Raw genomic sequence first — 17,162 nt, forward strand, 5'->3', positions numbered from 1 at the left:
GGCGTGAACTCTTCCGTAAATAGCGCACGTGCCAATGGCGTGTGACCAAGAACGGATCGCTAATTTCCGTTTCTGCTCGCTCTCCCGGCGGGTGATCAGTAGCCTCAGCTCGAACGTCGGCTGCGAACACCGGGCCGTATCCCCGTAACCCCCATGGCGACTTGTTGGAGACTTTGATGGAGCGTCCCGCCTGGGCTCCGCCCGGCATCGATATCTCGGTGCCGAGTGTGTCCCGTATGTACGACTTCTATCTCGGCGGCTCGCACAACTTCGAAGTGGACCGCGAAGCGGCCCGCAAGGCCATGGAGTTCCTGCCGGGTCTGCCGAAGACCATGCAGGCGAACCGGGCCTTCATGCGCCGCGCCGTGCGGTACGCCGTCGGCCACGGCGTCACGCAGTTCCTCGACATCGGCTCCGGCATACCGACCTTCGGCAACGTGCACGAGGTCGCCCAGGCCGCCAGCGACGCGGCGCGGGTCGTCTACGTCGACCACGACCCGGTCGCCGTCGCCCACAGCCGCGCGGTGCTCGAAGGCGTCGACCGCGCCGCCGTGGTCGCCGCCGACCTGCGCAAGCCCCACGAGATCCTGCGCAGCCCCGAGGTGACGGAACTGCTCGACCTGGACCAGCCGGTGGCGCTGCTCCTGGTCGCCGTCCTGCACTTCCTGGAGGACTCCGACGAGCCCGGCGCGGCCGTCGCCGAACTCCTCGACGCGCTCGCCCCCGGCAGCCTGCTCGTCCTCACCCACGCCTCGTACGAGGGCATCCCGGTCCCGCAGGAACGCGCGGGCGGCGCCGTCGACGTCTACCGCGACATCCGCAACCCGCTGGTGATGCGGTCGAACGCGGAGATCGCCCGCTTCTTCGACGGCACCGAACTGGTCGAGCCCGGGCTCGTGCCGATGCCGCTGTGGCGCGCGGACAACCCGGACGACGAGGAGGACCCGTTCGCCTTCTCCGGTTACGCGGGGGTAGGGCGCAAGCCGTGAAGGTGCCCAGCCAGCCCACCGAGCCCGAGGCGGGCGACGACGGGCCCGAGGACAGACTCAGAAGGTTCGTCACCATCTGGAGTCGCACCGTGTTCCCGGCCACCGCGACCTCGATGACGCGGCAGGAGTTCGAGCGGCATCTGCTGCCGCCGGCCCGGGAACTGTGCGCGGCCCTGCACGCGCGGCCCTTCGACACCGCGCCCGCGCACCGCGTCGGCCAGGCCCTCGTGGCGGCCCACTGCACGGACCCCGACGCGCTCGCCCGCAGCCTCGGCGTGGTCGACGCGTACCTGGTGCTCTACTGCGCCCCCGCCCAGCCGGACGCCCTCCCCGCGGAGGAACTGCGCTCCCGCTGCTCCCGGCTTCAGCACGCCATGGCCGCCGGGTACGCCCAAGCGCTGCGCGAGAGGACCCTCGCCGAGCAGGAGTCCATCGCCCACTCGGCGCTCGCCGCGCAGAGCGCCGCCGAGAAGGCCCTGCACGCCACCGAGAGCCGCTTCCGCGCGGTCTTCGACGGGGCGGCCATCGGCATCGGCATCGCCGACCTCGAAGGCACCATCCTGGAGGTCAACGAGACCCTCACCCGGATGTTCGGCGGCCTCGAACACGCCGTGCTCCGCCACAACATCGCCGAGTGGAGCCATCCCGAGGACGGCCCGCACGTCTGGCGGCTCTACGACGAGCTGGTGCGCGGTGAACGCGACCACTACCGGGTCGAGAAGCCGTACTACCGCGCCGACGGCACCGTGCTGTGGACCAACCTCACCGTCTCGCTGCTGCGCGACGCGGCCGGCGTCCCCCAGTACCAGCTCGCGCTCATGGAGGACACCACCGAACGGCGGCTGCTCAACCTGCGGCTGCGGTACGAGGCCACGCACGACGCTCTCACCGGGCTGCCCAACCGGACGCTGTTCTTCGAGCGCCTGGAGAAGGCCCTCGGGCCGGGCGAGGCGAGCCGCTTCGGGCTCTGCTACCTCGATCTCGACGGCTTCAAGGTCATCAACGACAGCCTCGGCCACTCCACCGGCGACCGGCTGCTCGTCGAGGTCGCCGACCGGCTGCAGAGCTGTGTCGCCGCCCCCGGCGAGATGATCGCCCGGCTCGGCGGCGACGAGTTCGTGGCGCTGACCACCGGACCCGGCACCGAGCGGCAGGTCGCCGAACTCGCCGACCGGATGCTCACCGCGCTGGCCGCCCCCATCAGCGTCGACGGCCGCGACCTGACGGTGCGCGGCAGCGTCGGCATCGTCGAGGGGCCGGCCGGCGAACGCACCCCGGCCGAGGTGCTGCGCAGCGCCGACATCACGATGTACCGGGCCAAGTCCGCGGGCGGCAACCGCTTCGAGTACGCCGACGACGAGGCCGACGCGCGGGCCATCACCCGGCACGGGCTGACCACCGCGCTGCCCGCCGCCCTGGAACGCGGCGAGTTCTTCATCGAGTACCAGCCGCTCGTCCGCCTCGGCGACGGCAGCGTGCACGGCGCCGAGGCGCTCGTCCGCTGGTGCCACCCGCAGCACGGGGTGCTCGGACCGGACCGGTTCATCCCGCTGGCCGAGAACACCGGTCTCATCGTGCCGCTGGGCCGCTGGGTGCTCCAGGAGTCCGTCCGGCAGGCCCGGTTCTGGCAGGACGAGGCGCCCGGCGGCGGCAAGGCCACCCGGCCGCTGCGGATCAACGTCAACCTCTCGCCGACCCAGCTGCACCACCCGGGCCTGGTCGCCGAGACCGTCGACGTGCTGGAACGGTCCGGCCTGGAGCCGGGCGCGCTGTGCCTGGAGGTCACCGAGTCGGCCCTGATCGGCGCCGACGACGACCTGCTCAAGCCGCTGCGGCAGCTCGCCGAGATGGGCGTCGACATCGCCCTCGACGACTTCGGCACCGGCTACTCCAACCTGGCCAACCTGCGCCGGCTGCCGGTGAGCGTCCTCAAGCTCGACCGGTCGTTCACCCAGGGCATGCAGCAGCATCCGGTCGACCCGGTCGACATCAAGATCGTCGAGGGGATCGTGCAGCTCGCCCACAGCCTGGAGCTGGCGGTCACGGTCGAGGGCGTGGAGACCAGCGCGCAGGCGGAGCAGCTGCGCCAACTGGGGTGCGACACGGCCCAGGGCTGGTACTACGCCCGCCCGGGCGCGCCGGACCGGATCCACTCCCTGGTGCTGGCGGACGCGATCTAGAAACGACGATCGTGGCGCAGGCCCTCCCCGTACGCAGGCCCCTGCCCGTCTCTTCTTCGGGCCGGGGCCTGGTGCTGTCAGGGTGCCGGGTGTCCACGAGTTCGAGCCCGGCCCGCCTCGGCGGGAACGCTCACGGCCGGGCGAGTCGGGCGGCGACGGCGTCGAGGACCCAGTCCAGGCCGGTCGCGAAGGATGTCTCGGCGTCCACGTCCGTACCGTCGTACACGGCCCTGCTCAGTGCCGGGAAGCGGCCCGTGGCCAGCGTCCTCGTCAGATGCGGGCCGGAGGCGCGCTGCCAGTCCTCCTTGGTCAGGCCGGTGGCGCGCTCGGCCCGCAGGTGTGCGATCTCGCGCCTGATCGCGCCGGTGAAGTAGGCGCTCACGGTCTCCACGGCGCGCAGGGTGGTGTCGATGTCGGCGGTGTCGTCGAAAGCGGCCAGCGTGGCCTCGGCCACGGCGAGGCCGTTCGGGCCCAGAGCCGGACGGCCGCCGAGCAGGTCGGCCAGCCATGTGTGGCGGAGAGCGGTCCGCCGGGTGCGGTGGGCGAGGGCGCTCAGCGCCTCCCGCCAGTCACCGGGCGGCTCCATGGGGAGGATCTCGGCCTGGACCTCGTCCAGCATGAGGTCGAACAGCTCCTCCTTGGTGGCGATGTAGCCGTACAGCCGCATCGGGCCGGCGTTCAGCCGGGCGGCCACCTTGCGCAACGACACGGCTTCCAGCCCGCCTTCGTCGGCCAGCGCGACGGCGGCGGCGACGATCCGCTCCCGGTCGAGCGGTACGGGGCGGTTCGCCGGCTCCGGCCGGTCCCAGACAGTCATGGGCACCACCGTACTCTTGCGATGCGCTGTATCGCGGAAATACAGTGTATCGGCATGAGACAACGTATCGCCGTGGTCGGGAGCGGTCCCGCCGGCCTCACCTTCGCCCGCGTCCTGCATCGCCACGGCCACCCCGTCACCCTCCTCGAACGCGACCCCTCTCCCGACGCGCGCCCTCCGGGCGGCACGCTCGACCTGCACGAAGGGCTGGGTCAACGAGCCCTGGACAAGGCGGGGTTGCTGGCCGGCTTCCACGCACTGGCCCGCCCCGAGGGACAGGCCCTGCGCATTCTGGACCCGGACGGGACCGTCCTGCGCGACCGGCGTCCCCACCCGGACGACCAGGCTCATCCCGAGATCGACCGCGGGCAGCTCCGTGACCTCTTACTCGGCCCGCTCGGCGTCCGGTGGGGCCGGGGCGTGACCGGGGTGGTGCCGGGGACCCGGGACGGCGTCCTGGTCCGGTTCGCGGACGGGCGCGAGGAGACGTTCGACCTGGTGGTCGGCGCGGACGGCGCCTGGTCCCGCGTCCGCCCCGCGGTCTCGCCGGTGACACCGCACTACACCGGCGTCACCTTCGTCGAGACCTCCCTGGACGACATCGACACCCGCCACCCCGATCTCGCCCGGCTGATCGGCGACGGTTCCGTCGGCGTGTACGGCGTGAACCGCGGGCTCGTTGCCCAGCGGAACAGCGGCGGTCACGTCAAGGTGTACGCCCAGTTCCGCGCACCGCTGGACCGGCACCCGGACCCGGCCGGCGTCGAGGCCGTACGGTCAAGGCTGCTGGCTCTGTTCGCCGGCTGGGCCGAGCCCGTCCTCGGCCTCCTCCGTCACGGCACCGCGTTCGTTCACCGCCCCCTCCACGTCCTGCCCGTGTCCCACACCTGGACCCACGTCGCCGGGGTGACGCTCCTGGGCGACGCCGCCCATCTGATGCCCCCGCTCGGGGCGGGCGCGAACCTCGCGATGCTGGACGGCGCCGAACTCGCCGAGTCCCTCGCCACCGGCCCCGGAGAACCGGACGAGATCGTCCGCGCCTTCGAGGAGCGGATGTGGGCACGGGCCGGCACCTGGGCGAAGATCACGGAGGCGGGTCTGGAACGCCTGGTGAGCCCGGACCCCGCCGAAGCCCTCGCCTTCTTCGACGAAGTCCAGCCGTCCTGACCCGTGGGGGTGCGCGGTTTATGTCGTGGGAAGGTCCCGGCGGGAGGCCATGAGCAGCTTCTGCAGCTCGCGGGCCGCCCGCGGGGGCGCCACGTCGCTGCGGTGGGCCAGCGCGATCGTACGCTTCAGACCTGGCCGGGCCAGGGCCGTGACCCGCAGGTCGCGGCCCGCGCGGGCCGCGACCATCGCCGGGACGACGGCGAGGCCGAGGCCGGCCCGGACGAAACCGAGGACGGCGTCCATCTCCCCGCCCTCCACCGTGTACGAGGGCTCGAAGCCCTCCGCCCGGCACGCCGCCACCGTCAGCTCCCGCAGGTCGTAGCCGTGCCGGAACATCACCAGCGGCTGGTCGCGCAGGTCCGCGATGCGCACCGGCCGGCGCGGCGCGGGCGCGGAGGCCGCCGACACCACCACCAGGTCCTCGGTGATCAGCTCCACCGTCGTCAGGGCGGGCGAGGTCGTCGGCAGTGGCAGCACGATCAGCGCCAGGTCGAGCACGCCGCGCGCCAGCTCCCGTACCAGGTCGCGCGAGCCGCCCTCGTCGATCAACAGCCGGATCCCCGGATGCAGGTCGTGGAAGGCGCGCAGGACGTCCGGCAGCAGTCCCGTGCACAGGCTCGGGGTCGCCCCGAGCCGTACCCGGCCCCGCTTGAGCTGCACCAGCTCCTGGACCTCGTGGCGCGCGGTGTCGGCGTCGGCGAGGATGCGGCGGGCGAGCGGGAGCAGGGCCTCGCCCGCGTCGGTGAGCGCGATGTTGCCGCGCGCCCGGCTGAACAGTTCCGCGCCCAACTCCTGCTCCAGGGCCTTGATCTGCTGGGACAGCGAGGGCTGTGAGACGTGCACCCGCTCGGCGGCGCGGGTGAAGTGGCGGGTCTCGGCGACCGCGACGAAATAGAGGAGCTGCTGGAACTGCATGACACCAGACTACCGGGCTCGATAGCCCGCCCCTATCGAGATCAGCCGATCCATGTCTTGGACCACTCGGGCCTTCCGGCCCTAGCGTCGTCCCCATGGCTTTGGCAACGCACCCCGACCCGGACACACGGAAGAAGGACCGGCCACCGGCCGCGCCCACCCGCGGATTCTGGGCATCGACCCTCGGCAAGAAGACGGTCATGGCCGTCAGCGGTCTGATCATGCTCGGCTACCTCGTCGCCCATGTCGTGGGCAATCTCAAGATTTTCTTCGGCTCCGGGGAGTTCAACGCCTACGCCCACTGGCTGCGCGTCATGGGCGCCCCGGTGCTGCACCACGAATGGGCCTTGTGGGGAGTCCGCGTCGTGCTGGTGGCCGCCGTCGTGGCCCACGCGGTCTCCGCGTACCAGCTCAGCCGGCGCGACCTGAAGGCCCGCCCCACCCGCTACGTCCACCGGCGCAAGGGCTCCTCCTACGCCACCCGCACCATGCGCTGGGGCGGTGTCATCCTCGCCCTGTTCATCGTGTGGCACGTGCTCGACCTGACCACCGGCACCGTGCACACCGGCGGCTTCGAGACGGGCAAGCCCTACCAGAACGTCGTCGACACCTTCTCCACCTGGTACGGCAACGTCATCTACCTCGTCGCCATGCTGGCCGTCGGACTCCACGTCCGGCACGGCTTCTGGAGCGCCGCCCAGACCCTCGGCGTCGGCAGCGTCCGCCGCGAACGCCTTCTGAAGACCCTGGCGAACACCCTCGCGGTCGTGCTGACCGCGGGCTTCGTCGCCGTCCCCGTCGCCGTCATGACCGGAGTCGTGAGCTGACATGACCTCCCTGCCCGACACCCGCCCCGGCGGCTACACGACCGGCGAGCCCCTCGTCGACACCACGGCCCCGCAGGGCCCCATCGCCGACCGCTGGAACACCCGCCGCTTCGAAGCGAAGCTGGTCAACCCCGCCAACCGGCGCGGTCACCGGATCATCGTCGTCGGCACCGGCCTCGCCGGCGGCTCCGCCGGCGCCACCCTCGCCGAACAGGGCTACCAGGTCGTCCAGTTCTGCTACCAGGACTCGCCGCGCCGCGCCCACTCCATCGCCGCCCAGGGCGGCATCAACGCCGCCAAGAACTACCGCAACGACGGCGACTCGGTGCACCGGCTCTTCTACGACACCGTCAAGGGCGGCGACTTCCGCGCCCGCGAGTCCAACGTGCACCGGCTCGCCGAGATCTCCGTCGAGATCATCGACCAGTGCGTCGCGCAAGGCGTCCCCTTCGCCCGCGAGTACGGCGGACTCCTCGACACCCGCTCCTTCGGCGGCGTCCAGGTCTCCCGTACCTTCTACGCCCGCGGCCAGACCGGCCAGCAGCTCCTGCTCGGCGCCTACCAGGCGCTGTCCCGGCAGATCGCCGCCGGCACCGTCGAGATGCACCCGCGCACCGAGATGCTCGACCTGATCGTCGTCGACGGCCGGGCCCGCGGCATCGTCGCCCGCGACCTGATCACCGGACGGATCTCCACCCACTACGCGGACGCCGTCGTCCTCGCCACCGGCGGCTACGGCAACGTCTTCTACCTGTCCACCAACGCGATGAACTCCAACGCCACCGCCGTATGGCGGGCCCACCGGCGCGGCGCGTACTTCGCCAACCCCTGCTTCACCCAGATCCACCCCACCTGCATCCCGCGCACCGGCGACCACCAGTCCAAGCTCACCCTGATGAGCGAGTCGCTGCGCAACGACGGCCGGATCTGGGTGCCCAAGGCGAAGGGCGACACCCGCCCCGCGCACGCGATCCCCGAGGACGAACGCGACTACTACCTGGAGCGGATCTACCCCTCCTTCGGCAACCTCGTCCCGCGTGACATCGCCTCCCGCGCCGCCAAGAACGTCTGCGACGAGGGCCGCGGCGTCGGCCCCGGCGGCCAGGGCGTCTACCTTGACTTCGCCGACGCCATCGCGCGCATGGGCCGGGACAAGGTCGCCGAGAAGTACGGCAACCTCTTCGACATGTACGAGCGGATCACCGCCGAGAACCCGTACGAGGTGCCGATGCGGATCTACCCCGCCGTGCACTACACGATGGGCGGACTCTGGGTCGACTACGACCTCCAGACCACCGTCCCCGGCCTCTTCGCCATCGGCGAGGCCAACTTCTCCGACCACGGGGCCAACCGGCTCGGCGCCTCCGCCCTCATGCAGGGCCTCGCCGACGGCTACTTCGTCCTGCCCGCCACCATCAACGACTACCTCGCCCGGAACCCGCACACCACACCCGTCGACGACGACCACCCGGCCGTCCGGGAGGTCCTCGCCGAGACCGAGGACCGGCTGAACCTCCTCCTCGCCGTCGGCGGCGACCGCACCCCAGACTCCTTCCACCGCGAACTCGGCGAACTCATGTGGGAGCTGTGCGGCATGGCCCGCACCGAGGAGGGCCTGCGCACCGCGCTGCGCAGGATCCCCGAGATCCGCGACGAGTTCTGGCGCCGCATCACGGTGCCCGGCACCGGCGAGGAGTTCAACCAGTCCCTGGAGAAGGCCAACCGGATCGTCGACTACCTCGAACTCGCCGAGCTGATGTGCCTCGACGCGCTGCACCGCGCCGAGTCCTGCGGCGGCCACTTCCGCGAGGAGTCCCAGACCGCCGACGGCGAAGCCGCCCGCCGCGACGAGGAGTTCTCCTACGCCGCCGCCTGGGAGTTCTCCGGGACCGGCGTCCCGGTGCTCCACAAGGAAGCCCTGACCTTCGAGTACGTCCACCCCACCCAGCGGAGCTACGCATGAAGCTCAACCTGCGCGTCTGGCGCCAGAAGAACGGCGACAGCGACGGCGCCATGGCCACCTACGAGGTGGACGATGTCTCGCCCGACATGTCCTTCCTGGAGATGCTGGACACCCTCAACGAGGACCTCATCCTGCGCGGCGAGGACCCCGTCGCCTTCGACCACGACTGCCGCGAGGGCATCTGCGGCGCGTGCAGCCTCGTCATCAACGGCGACGCCCACGGCCCCGAACACACCACCAGCTGTCAGCTGCACATGCGGTCCTTCCACGACGGCGACACCATCGACGTCGAACCATGGCGGGCCGCCGCGTTCCCCGTCGTCAAGGACCTGGTCGTGGACCGCTCGGCCTTCGACCGGATCATCCAGGCGGGCGGCTACGTCAGCGTCCCGACCGGATCCGCGCCCGAGGCGCACGCCACCCCCGTCCCCAAGGCCGACGCCGACTACGCCTTCGAGCACGCCGAGTGCATCGGCTGCGGCGCCTGCGTCGCCGCCTGCCCCAACGGCTCGGCGATGCTCTTCACCTCGGCCAAGGTCAACCATCTCGGGGTGCTCCCGCAGGGCGCGCCCGAGCGGGAGACCCGAGTGCTCGACATGGTCGCCCAGATGGACGCCGAGGGCTTCGGCGGCTGCACGCTCACCGGGGAGTGCGCCAACGCCTGCCCGAAGGGCATCCCGCTGCCGTCGATCGCCGCCATGAACAAGGAGTGGCTGCGGGCGCGGCGCAAGGCCGCCCGCTGACCCGCGGCGGCGCCTCGGACCGGCCCGGTCAGCGGCGCAGATAGGCCAGGACCGCGAGCACCCGGCGGTTGTCGTCGGCGGACGGTTCGATCCGCAGCTTCGCGAAGATGCCCGCCGTGTGCTTCGCGACGGCGCTCTCGCTGACGTGCAGGGCCTGGCCGATCGCCGCGTTCGAGCGGCCCTCGGCCATCAGCCGCAGTACCTCGTGCTCGCGCGGGGTGAGCGCCGCTGTGGTGCCGCGTGCCTCGCCCCGCGCGAGCAGCCGGGCCACCACCTGCGGGTCGAGGACCGTGCCGCCCGCGGCGACCGTCCGTACGGCGTCCACGAACTGGGCGGTGTGCGTCACCCGGTCCTTCAGCAGATAGCCGACGGCGCCCTCCCCGCCGGCCAGCAACTCCTGGGCGTACAGCTGGTCCACGTACTGCGACAGGATCAGCACCGGTAGGCCCGGCCGCTCACGCCGGGCCTCCAGGGCGGCCCGCAGGCCCTCGTCGGTGAAGTCCGGCGGCAGCCGGATGTCGATCACGGCCACGTCCGGCCGCTCCTCGCGCAGCGCGCGCCGCAGCGACGGCCCGTTGTCCACGGCCGCGACGACCTCGAAGCCGTGCTCCGTGAGGGTACGGCTCAGCCCGTCCCGGAGCAGGAAGAGGTCTTCGGCGAGGACGACGCGCACGGTATCTCCAGGATCGCGAGGGTGGGGCCGCCCGGCGGGCTGTCCAGGGCGAGGGTTCCGTCGAAGGCGCCGAGCCGCCGCCCGACCCCGAGCAGGCCGGCCCCACGCGCGGGATCGGCGCCGCCGTGCCCGTCATCCGTGACGGTCACCCGCAGGATCCCGGCCGTGTGGGACAGGGCGATGCGGACCTCGCGGGCATCGGCGTGCTTGGCCGCGTTGGCCAGCAGTTCGGCGATCGCGAAGTACGCGGCGGACTCCACCGGCGCCGGCAGCCGGCCCGGCGGCAGTGCGACGTCCACCTCGACGTCGAGGAAACTGTCCAGGGCCAGCGACCGGATCGCGTCGCCGAGCCCCCGGTCCGCGAGGACCGGCGGCAGGATCCCGTGCACCAGCTCGCGCAGATCGCGCAAGGCCCGTTCCGACGCCGCGCGCACCTCGGCGAGCAGCACCCGGGCCCGCGCGGGGTCGGTGTCCAGCAGCCGGGTCGCCTCGTCCAGGCTCATCCCGAGCGCCACCAGCCGGGCCTGCGCCCCGTCGTGCAAGTCCCGCTCGATGCGCCGCAGTTCGACGGCCTGTGCGTCCAGGGCCTCGGCCCGGGAGCCGGTCAGCTGCTCGATCCGGCGGACGAGCTCCACCCGGGACGGGGCGCCCAGCGCCCACCGGGACCAGCGCGCGTGACCCGCGAGCGTCGTCGGCGCCAGGAAGAGCGCCCCCGCGACGAACGCCAGGCCGAGCAGGACGGCGTCCCGCATGCTGCCGGGGGAGTCGACCAGGACGAACGCGTACCAGTTGCCGTCGCCCAGCCGGCGCCACACGAACGGCTGGACGAGCGCCCCGAAGACCCCGTACCAGAACAGCGCCGGCGACACCGTCGCGAGCAGTCCGCCGGTCAGCGGCTCCAGCCACGCCCACCGCAGGTCGCGCCAGAATCCCGCGTCGCCGAGGATGGCGCGCGCCGTGGCGGGCAGCGGTGCGGGCGGAGGGAAGGCGAGGCCCGTCCAGCCGCCGACACGCGCCCGCTGCCGGTCGGCGCGGCGGCGCAGCAGCGCCGCGGCGGGCCTGAGCAATGGGAAGCCGAGCCCGACAGGCAGCAGCAAGAGCGCGCTCACCACCAGGGCACCCGTCCACGGCAGTGCCAGCGACGCGAGCGAGAGTAGCTGGCAACGCCCGAAAGCCTTCCCCACCCGCCGTTCTCCCCGTGTCAGAGCGCACTCCGTCGCGCGACCGTGATCGTATCCGTACGCGTGCGGGCCCTCGCCGCTCGCACCCACGGCACCGACACCAGCGCACTCGCGACACCGAACAGCACCATCGGCACCACCGCCCCGGACTCCTCGTCCATGAGCAGCAGCATGCCGAGATTGACCAGGGTGTGGAAACCGCCCGCAAGCAGCAGCCGGTTGGTCCCGATCCGGTCCAGGGCGATCCCCAGCACGACGGACATCGCGACGGCCGCCAGCAGGAATCCGGCCGCGTACGCCGGGGTCTCGGCGAATATCCCTATGTGCCACACCCCCCACACCGCGCCCACCAGGACCGAGGCGACGAGTGTGCCGAACCGGGCGCCGAGCAGCGGCTGGAGGAAGCACCGCCAGCCGATCTCCTCCCCGCACGCGCCGACCAGCTGGGCCACCACGATCAGCGCGAAGGGGTGCGCGAGCGCGCGCGGATCCGTCACCACGGAGCCGGTGCGCAGCGTGGCGTACGTCGCCGCCGCGAGCGCGACCGGCACCATCGCCGTTATCAACAGCCAGGCAGACCAGGCCCGTTGACCCCCGCTCCGCGCGGGAAGCACCCCGGCGAGCCGCTCCCGGATCCGCGACGGCCACAGCAGCGCCGCCACCAGCACCCCGGCGGCCGGCCCGAACTGGGTCAGCTCCACCACCTCGGGCGGCACCCCGAGCGCCGGCTGCACCGCCCCCAGCAGCCCCGCCCCCACGAAGGCGACGAGGAGGAACACCCCCGCCTCCGCCTTCCACACCTTCTGTACGTGCCCCCGCTGTCGCATGCCGCGGCCTCCCGGTCGCTCGGTTCTGTTTCCGTCACCGTCGACTTTGCCGCCCGGCGCGACCCCGGACACTGAGCCCAGGTGCCCGGTGGGGGTGTACGTAGATACACCCCCACCGAAGACAGGCCCTACGCGGCGTCGTGGACGTGCCGATCGACGGCAGCCGCCACGCGGGCTTCGAGGCCACCGGCGAGTTCCGCCGCAGCGCGTTCGGCCTCGACTTCGCCCCCGGCCTGCTGGGAGACATCATCAAGGTCAGCCTGGAGGCCGAGTTCGTCGAGCCTCAGTAGCGCCGGGGCACGATCCGGGGAGCCGGGGATCAGCCGTCCAGCCGGGCCGCGAGGAAGCGCGCGGTCCGGCTGCCGGCAGCCCGGGCGACCTCCGCCGGGGTGCCCTCCGCCACGATCAGGCCGCCCTCGTCGCCGCCGCCCGGGCCCATGTCCACCACCCGGTCCGCCGTCGCGACCACGTCCATGTCGTGCTCGACCACCACGACCGTGTGGCCCCCGTCGACGAGCCCGTGCAGCTGGCGCATCAGCACCTCCACATCCGCCGGGTGCAGCCCCGTCGTCGGCTCGTCCAGGACGTACAGGGTGTGCGCGCGGCGGGGCCGCTGGAGCTCCGAGGCGAGCTTGATGCGCTGTGCCTCCCCGCCCGACAGCTCCGTCGCCGGCTGGCCGAGGCGCAGATGGCCGAGACCCACGTCGAGCAGCGTCCGCAGACTGCGCGCCGCCGCCGGGGTGTCCGCGAAGAACGCGGCCGCCGCCTCCACGCTCAGGTCCAGCACCTCCGCGATCGTCAGCCCCCGCAGCCGTACCTCCAGGGTCTCCGGGTTGTAGCGGGCGCCGTGGCAGTCGGGGCACGGCGCGTACGTGCTCGGCAGGAACAACAACTCCACCGAGACGAACCCCTCGCCCTGGCAGGTCTCGCAGCGTCCGCCCGGCACGTTGAAGGAGAACCGGCCCGCCTTGTAGCCGCGGGCCCGCGCCTCCTCTGTCGCCGTGAACAGCTTCCGTACGACGTCGAACAGCCCCGTGTACGTGGCCAGGTTGGAGCGCGGGGTGCGGCCGATCGGCTTCTGATCGACCGTCACCACCCGGGCGATGCCGTCGTGTTCGTCTGCCGCCTCCGTCAGTGCGCCCACCAGCGTCGACTTGCCCGAGCCCGACACCCCGGTGACGGCGGTGAGCACGCCCAGCGGGAACGCGGCGCGCAGACCGCGCAGATTGTGCCGGGTGACCGGCCCGAACCCCAATGAGCCGGCCGGTTCGCGCACCGTCCGCTCCGGCAGCGGCGCCCGGTCGAAGAGATAGCGGCGGGTCGCCGACTCGGCGACCTCCGCGAGCCGCGCGGGCGGGCCGCTGTGCAGCACACGGCCGCCGTGCTCCCCGGCCCCCGGGCCCACGTCCACCAGCCAGTCGGCGCGCCGCACCACGTCCAGATGGTGCTCCACCACGAACACCGTGTTGCCCGAGGCCCGCAGCCGCTCCAGGACCACCAACAGCGCCTCCGTGTCCGCCGGATGCAGCCCGGCGGACGGCTCGTCCAGCACGTACACGACACCGAACAGCCCCGAACGCAACTGTGTGGCCAGCCGCAGCCGTTGCAGCTCCCCGCTGGACAACGTGGGCGTCGCCCGGTCCAGGCTCAGATAGCCGAGCCCCAGCTCCGTGATGGTGCCGATCCGCGCCACCAAGTCCTCGGTCAGCACCCGCGCGGTCTCCGTCGCGCCGGGCGACGTCCCCAGTACACGCGCCAGTTCGTTCAGCGGCAGCGCCGCCATCCCGGCGATCGTCCGGCCCGCGAAGGTCACCGCCATCGCCTCCGGCCGCAGCCGGCTGCCCGCGCACACCGGGCACGGCGCGCTGGTCAGGAAGCGCTCCGCCTTCGCCCGCAGGGTCGCGCTCTTGGAATCCGAGAACGTGTGCATCACATAACGCCGGGCGCTCATGTACGTGCCCTGGTACGGGCGTTGGATGCGCCCCGCCTCGCGCACCGGGTGCACCGTCACCACCGGCTGCTCGTCAGTGAACAGGATCCACGTACGGTCCTCGGCAGCCAGCTCATGCCACGGCCGGTCCACGTCGTAGCCGAGCGTGTCCAGGACGTCCCGCAGGTTCTTGCCCTGCCAGGCACCCGGCCAGGCCGCGATGGCACCGTCCCGGATCGACAACTCCTGATCGGGTACGAGGAGTTCCTCGCTCGTCTCGTGCACCCGGCCCAGGCCGTGGCACGAAGGGCAGGCGCCGGTCGCGGTGTTGGGTGAGAACGCGTCGGAGTCCAGCCGTTCCGCGCCCGCCGGATAGTCGCCCGCCCGGGAGAACAGCATCCGCAGCGAGTTCGACAGGGTCGTCACCGTCCCCACCGACGAGCGCGCGTTCGGCACCGACCGGCGCTGCTCCAGCGAGACCGCGGGCGGCAGCCCGGTGATCTCCCCGACCCGCGGCGCCCCCACCTGGTGGATCAGCCGCCGCGCGTACGGTGCCACCGACTCGAAGTAGCGCCGCTGCGCCTCCGCGTAGATCGTGCCGAAGGCGAGCGACGACTTCCCGGACCCCGAGACCCCGGTGAAGACGGTGAGCGCGTCGCGCGGGACGTCCACGTCGACCGCGCGCAGATTGTGCTCACGGGCGCCGCGGACCCGGACGAAGGGGTCGTGGGCCCCCGCCGCGCCGGCGGTGCCGGGAACGTCGGGGGTGCCGGAAGCGGAGAGAGTGGTGGGAGCGGAGAGGGGGGTGAGGGTGGTGGGCACATGGGTCGGAGGGAGGTCGCGCATCCGCCGATTCTATGCCCGGCTTGCCGCATTCGCCCTGGTCAGCCCGGCCAGGCGGGCGAGCATACGGTAGGAGTCGAGCAGCGCGTCCCGGTCGTACGTGTTCGTCGTCACCATCACTTCCTGGGCGCCGGTCTCCGCCACGGCCCGCTCCAGCGCCTCGACGACCCGCGCCTCGGTGCCGTACACATGGCCCATCATCCCCGCCTCGTACAGGCCGCGCTGCTTCTCCGTCATCGGGATCGCGTCGATCCGCTCCGGCGGCAGCAGCGGCGCGAAGTTGCCCTGGGTGCGGGCGGTCGCCATCGACCACGCCTCCGGTGCGAGCAGCCGGCGCGCCGCCTCGTCGGTGTCGGCCACCACGATCGTGCCCGCGACGATCACATACGGCTCCTTCGCCCACACCGACGGCCGGAACGTCTCCCGGTACTCGTCCACGGAGGCCCGCAGCCCCGACCGGCGGCGCAGATCGCCGACGACCAGGGGCAGGCCGGCCGCGGCCGCGATCCGGGTGCCCTCGCCGGTGGCCAGGACGAACGGCGGCACCCGCAGGCCCTCGGCGGGGCGGGCGTGCACCTGGGGGTGAGCCGTCTGCTCGCCGGTGAACCAGCCCAGCAGTTCGTCCAGTTGCTCCGCGAACCGGTCCGCGTCCGCCTTGTCCCTGCCGAGCGCCCGCCGTACGCCGTCGGTGAAGCCGACGGAGCGGCCCAGGCCCATGTCGATCCGGCCCGGGAAGAGGGACTCCAGGACGCCGAAGTGCTCGGCCACCACCATCGGCTGGTGGTTCGGCAGCATCACGCCGCCGGTGCCGACCCGGATGCGGGTGGTCGCGGCGGCCACGGCCGCGGCCAGCACGGTCGGCGCGGACCCCGCCACCCCCGGCACGCCATGATGCTCCGCCACCCAGAACCGGTGGTAACCCAGCGCCTCCGCTTCCTGGGCGAACCGCACGGTGTTACGCAGCGCCTGGCCGGCGTCCTCGCCTTCGCGGGTGCGGGAGCGGTCGAGGACGGAGATCGGGATATGTATGGGGCTCACACAAGGTTCAACGCGGTGGGGCGCCTGGGATTCCCGGGATCTCGCGGGCCGGACCCGAGGAGCCTGTGGCATCCCCGGGCCCGCGCCCCCGGTCTGCGGCGTCAGTCGCCGCGCGGCCCCAGGCCGTCCGAGGTGACGAGGACGTAGTCGGAGTGGATCGGGAAGCCCTCCTCGTCCCTCGGATAACCGAAACTGCTGTGGTTGGCGAAGATCACCCCGAGTTCCGGCACGGCCTCGAAGCCGAGGTCGTCCTCCTCGACGACGTGGCCCCGCTCCGCGAGCCGCGCCGGCACGTCGTCGCTCGGCGTGCGGAAGACGTCCAGCCCGTCGAGAGTGACCCGCAGATCCGCTCCCTCGTCACGGAACCGCCGGACTTCGATGGCGGTCAGCCGCCCCCTGGTGAAGCTGGGCGTGAGGTCCGCCCGGTAGCCCTCGTGCGCGCAGAGCACCATGCCCGGTGTGTCGCCACCATACGAGCCGGCCGGGTGAAAACCCAGGCCGCCTGCGCTGCCCAGCCCGGCCTCCAACGGCTGACGGTCTTCGCCGTACTCGTCGTGGGAGGGGCGCCGTTCGTCCGACGGCACCTCACTCCCTGAGACCGCGTGGGAATCGGTGTCACGCGGTACGGGGTGCCGGTTCCGGGCGCAGGTGGCGGCCCCCGATCCGGGCCTTGCGGTACGGCCCGTCCCCGCCGCAGTCGAATTGCGGGGCGTCGAAGACGACCCAGTACGCCAACTCGCCGTCGTGCGCGCGAGAGTGCTTCACGGGCTCGGGGGCGCCCTGCGCGTCGATCGTCCCCAGGAACTCGTTCCGCCACGGCCCGTCCCACTCCGGATCGTGGACCACGGTCACTCTGCTGCCCGCCGGCAGGGCATCCGGCGGCCACTCCTGGGACAGGGGGTGGCCCATCACGCACTCGACAGCCTGCCGGTCGAGCGACGGCGGTACGCCGGAAGCGGCGGATTTCTTCATGCGCCCAGCTTCGTCACGCGGCCTTGTCGGCGCCACACGTTAAAGAGCGAGCCTGGGAACGGGCGGGCATCTTACCGAGGAGAAGCGGCGTCCTAGG

16 protein-coding genes are annotated in these 17,162 nt (G+C 72.3%); 7 read left to right on the top strand and 9 right to left on the bottom strand.

Annotation, left to right across the window (positions count from 1 at the left end):
- Positions 1–176: 176 nt before the first annotated feature.
- Positions 177–989: an SAM-dependent methyltransferase gene (locus ABZ693_RS16050; RefSeq protein WP_359876886.1), complete on the top strand. Its 813-nt coding sequence runs from the start codon at positions 177–179 to the stop codon at positions 987–989.
- The gene (locus tag ABZ693_RS16055; RefSeq protein WP_359876889.1) at positions 986–3,169 is read left to right on the top strand and encodes a putative bifunctional diguanylate cyclase/phosphodiesterase; all 2,184 of its coding nucleotides are present in this window, start codon (positions 986–988) and stop codon (positions 3,167–3,169) included. The genes ABZ693_RS16050 and ABZ693_RS16055 overlap by 4 nt, the downstream gene beginning before the upstream one ends.
- Before the next feature lie 130 nt (positions 3,170–3,299).
- On the opposite strand, the gene ABZ693_RS16060 is transcribed toward ABZ693_RS16055, so the two are convergent.
- On the bottom strand, positions 3,300–3,986 hold the full coding sequence (locus tag ABZ693_RS16060; RefSeq protein ID WP_359876891.1) for a TetR/AcrR family transcriptional regulator: 687 nt from the start codon (positions 3,984–3,986) through the stop codon (positions 3,300–3,302).
- 54 nt (positions 3,987–4,040) lie between these two features.
- Between ABZ693_RS16060 and ABZ693_RS16065 the strand changes: the two genes are divergently transcribed.
- Positions 4,041–5,153 carry an FAD-dependent oxidoreductase gene (locus tag ABZ693_RS16065; protein WP_359876893.1) on the top strand — a complete coding sequence of 371 codons (1,113 nt, stop codon included), beginning with the start codon at positions 4,041–4,043 and terminating at the stop codon, positions 5,151–5,153.
- An 18-nt stretch (positions 5,154–5,171) separates the two neighbouring features.
- Here ABZ693_RS16065 and ABZ693_RS16070 read toward each other — a convergent pair whose 3' ends face one another.
- Positions 5,172–6,068 carry a LysR family transcriptional regulator gene (locus ABZ693_RS16070; protein WP_359876895.1) on the bottom strand — a complete coding sequence of 299 codons (897 nt, stop codon included), beginning with the start codon at positions 6,066–6,068 and terminating at the stop codon, positions 5,172–5,174.
- Between the two features lie 95 nt (positions 6,069–6,163).
- Here ABZ693_RS16070 and ABZ693_RS16075 point away from each other — a divergent pair, with 95 nt between their 5' ends.
- Genes ABZ693_RS16075 through ABZ693_RS16085 form a run of 3 tightly spaced genes read left to right on the top strand, consistent with a single transcriptional unit; the run spans position 6,164 to position 9,601 of the window.
- A complete protein-coding gene (locus ABZ693_RS16075) occupies positions 6,164–6,895 on the top strand; it encodes a succinate dehydrogenase (protein ID WP_359876898.1) in 732 nt (243 codons plus the stop codon).
- A 1-nt stretch (position 6,896) separates the two neighbouring features.
- Positions 6,897–8,858 (top strand): fumarate reductase/succinate dehydrogenase flavoprotein subunit, encoded by a 1,962-nt coding sequence (locus tag ABZ693_RS16080; RefSeq protein ID WP_359876899.1) that lies wholly within the window; start codon positions 6,897–6,899, stop codon positions 8,856–8,858.
- A complete protein-coding gene (locus tag ABZ693_RS16085; RefSeq protein ID WP_359876902.1) occupies positions 8,855–9,601 on the top strand; it encodes a succinate dehydrogenase/fumarate reductase iron-sulfur subunit in 747 nt (248 codons plus the stop codon). Before ABZ693_RS16080 ends, ABZ693_RS16085 begins: the two co-directional genes overlap by 4 nt.
- Before the next feature lie 28 nt (positions 9,602–9,629).
- Here ABZ693_RS16085 and ABZ693_RS16090 read toward each other — a convergent pair whose 3' ends face one another.
- From ABZ693_RS16090 to ABZ693_RS16100, 3 genes are read right to left on the bottom strand one after another with little or no spacing between them, the layout of a single operon-like run.
- Entirely contained in the window at positions 9,630–10,274 is a 645-nt protein-coding gene (locus tag ABZ693_RS16090; protein WP_359876904.1) for a response regulator transcription factor, read from the bottom strand.
- Positions 10,226–11,458 carry a sensor histidine kinase gene (locus ABZ693_RS16095; RefSeq protein ID WP_359876907.1) on the bottom strand — a complete coding sequence of 411 codons (1,233 nt, stop codon included), beginning with the start codon at positions 11,456–11,458 and terminating at the stop codon, positions 10,226–10,228. Before ABZ693_RS16095 ends, ABZ693_RS16090 begins: the two co-directional genes overlap by 49 nt.
- A 17-nt stretch (positions 11,459–11,475) precedes the next feature.
- Positions 11,476–12,282: a CPBP family intramembrane glutamic endopeptidase gene (locus ABZ693_RS16100; RefSeq protein ID WP_359876910.1), complete on the bottom strand. Its 807-nt coding sequence runs from the start codon at positions 12,280–12,282 to the stop codon at positions 11,476–11,478.
- Between the two features lie 140 nt (positions 12,283–12,422).
- On the opposite strand from ABZ693_RS16100, the gene ABZ693_RS16105 reads away from it, so the two are divergent.
- Positions 12,423–12,572, top strand: coding sequence for a hypothetical protein (locus ABZ693_RS16105; protein WP_359876911.1), 150 nt, complete (start codon positions 12,423–12,425; stop codon positions 12,570–12,572).
- A 29-nt stretch (positions 12,573–12,601) separates the two neighbouring features.
- On the opposite strand, the gene ABZ693_RS16110 is transcribed toward ABZ693_RS16105, so the two are convergent.
- The 4 genes from ABZ693_RS16110 to ABZ693_RS16125 are packed head-to-tail and all read right to left on the bottom strand — an operon-like array spanning position 12,602 to position 17,065.
- Positions 12,602–15,058: an ATP-binding cassette domain-containing protein gene (locus tag ABZ693_RS16110; RefSeq protein WP_359876914.1), complete on the bottom strand. Its 2,457-nt coding sequence runs from the start codon at positions 15,056–15,058 to the stop codon at positions 12,602–12,604.
- Between the two features lie 9 nt (positions 15,059–15,067).
- Positions 15,068–16,165: an LLM class flavin-dependent oxidoreductase gene (locus ABZ693_RS16115; protein WP_435842432.1), complete on the bottom strand. Its 1,098-nt coding sequence runs from the start codon at positions 16,163–16,165 to the stop codon at positions 15,068–15,070.
- Between the two features lie 29 nt (positions 16,166–16,194).
- The gene (locus ABZ693_RS16120; RefSeq protein ID WP_359876919.1) at positions 16,195–16,677 is read right to left on the bottom strand and encodes a hypothetical protein; all 483 of its coding nucleotides are present in this window, start codon (positions 16,675–16,677) and stop codon (positions 16,195–16,197) included.
- Positions 16,678–16,708: 31 nt separating this feature from the next.
- Entirely contained in the window at positions 16,709–17,065 is a 357-nt protein-coding gene (locus tag ABZ693_RS16125; protein ID WP_359876922.1) for a ferrous iron transport protein A, read from the bottom strand.
- Between the last annotated feature and the right edge of the window lie 97 nt (positions 17,066–17,162).

The sequence above is a fragment of the Streptomyces laurentii genome (assembly GCF_040635425.1).
GTDB lineage: Bacteria > Actinomycetota > Actinomycetes > Streptomycetales > Streptomycetaceae > Streptomyces > Streptomyces laurentii.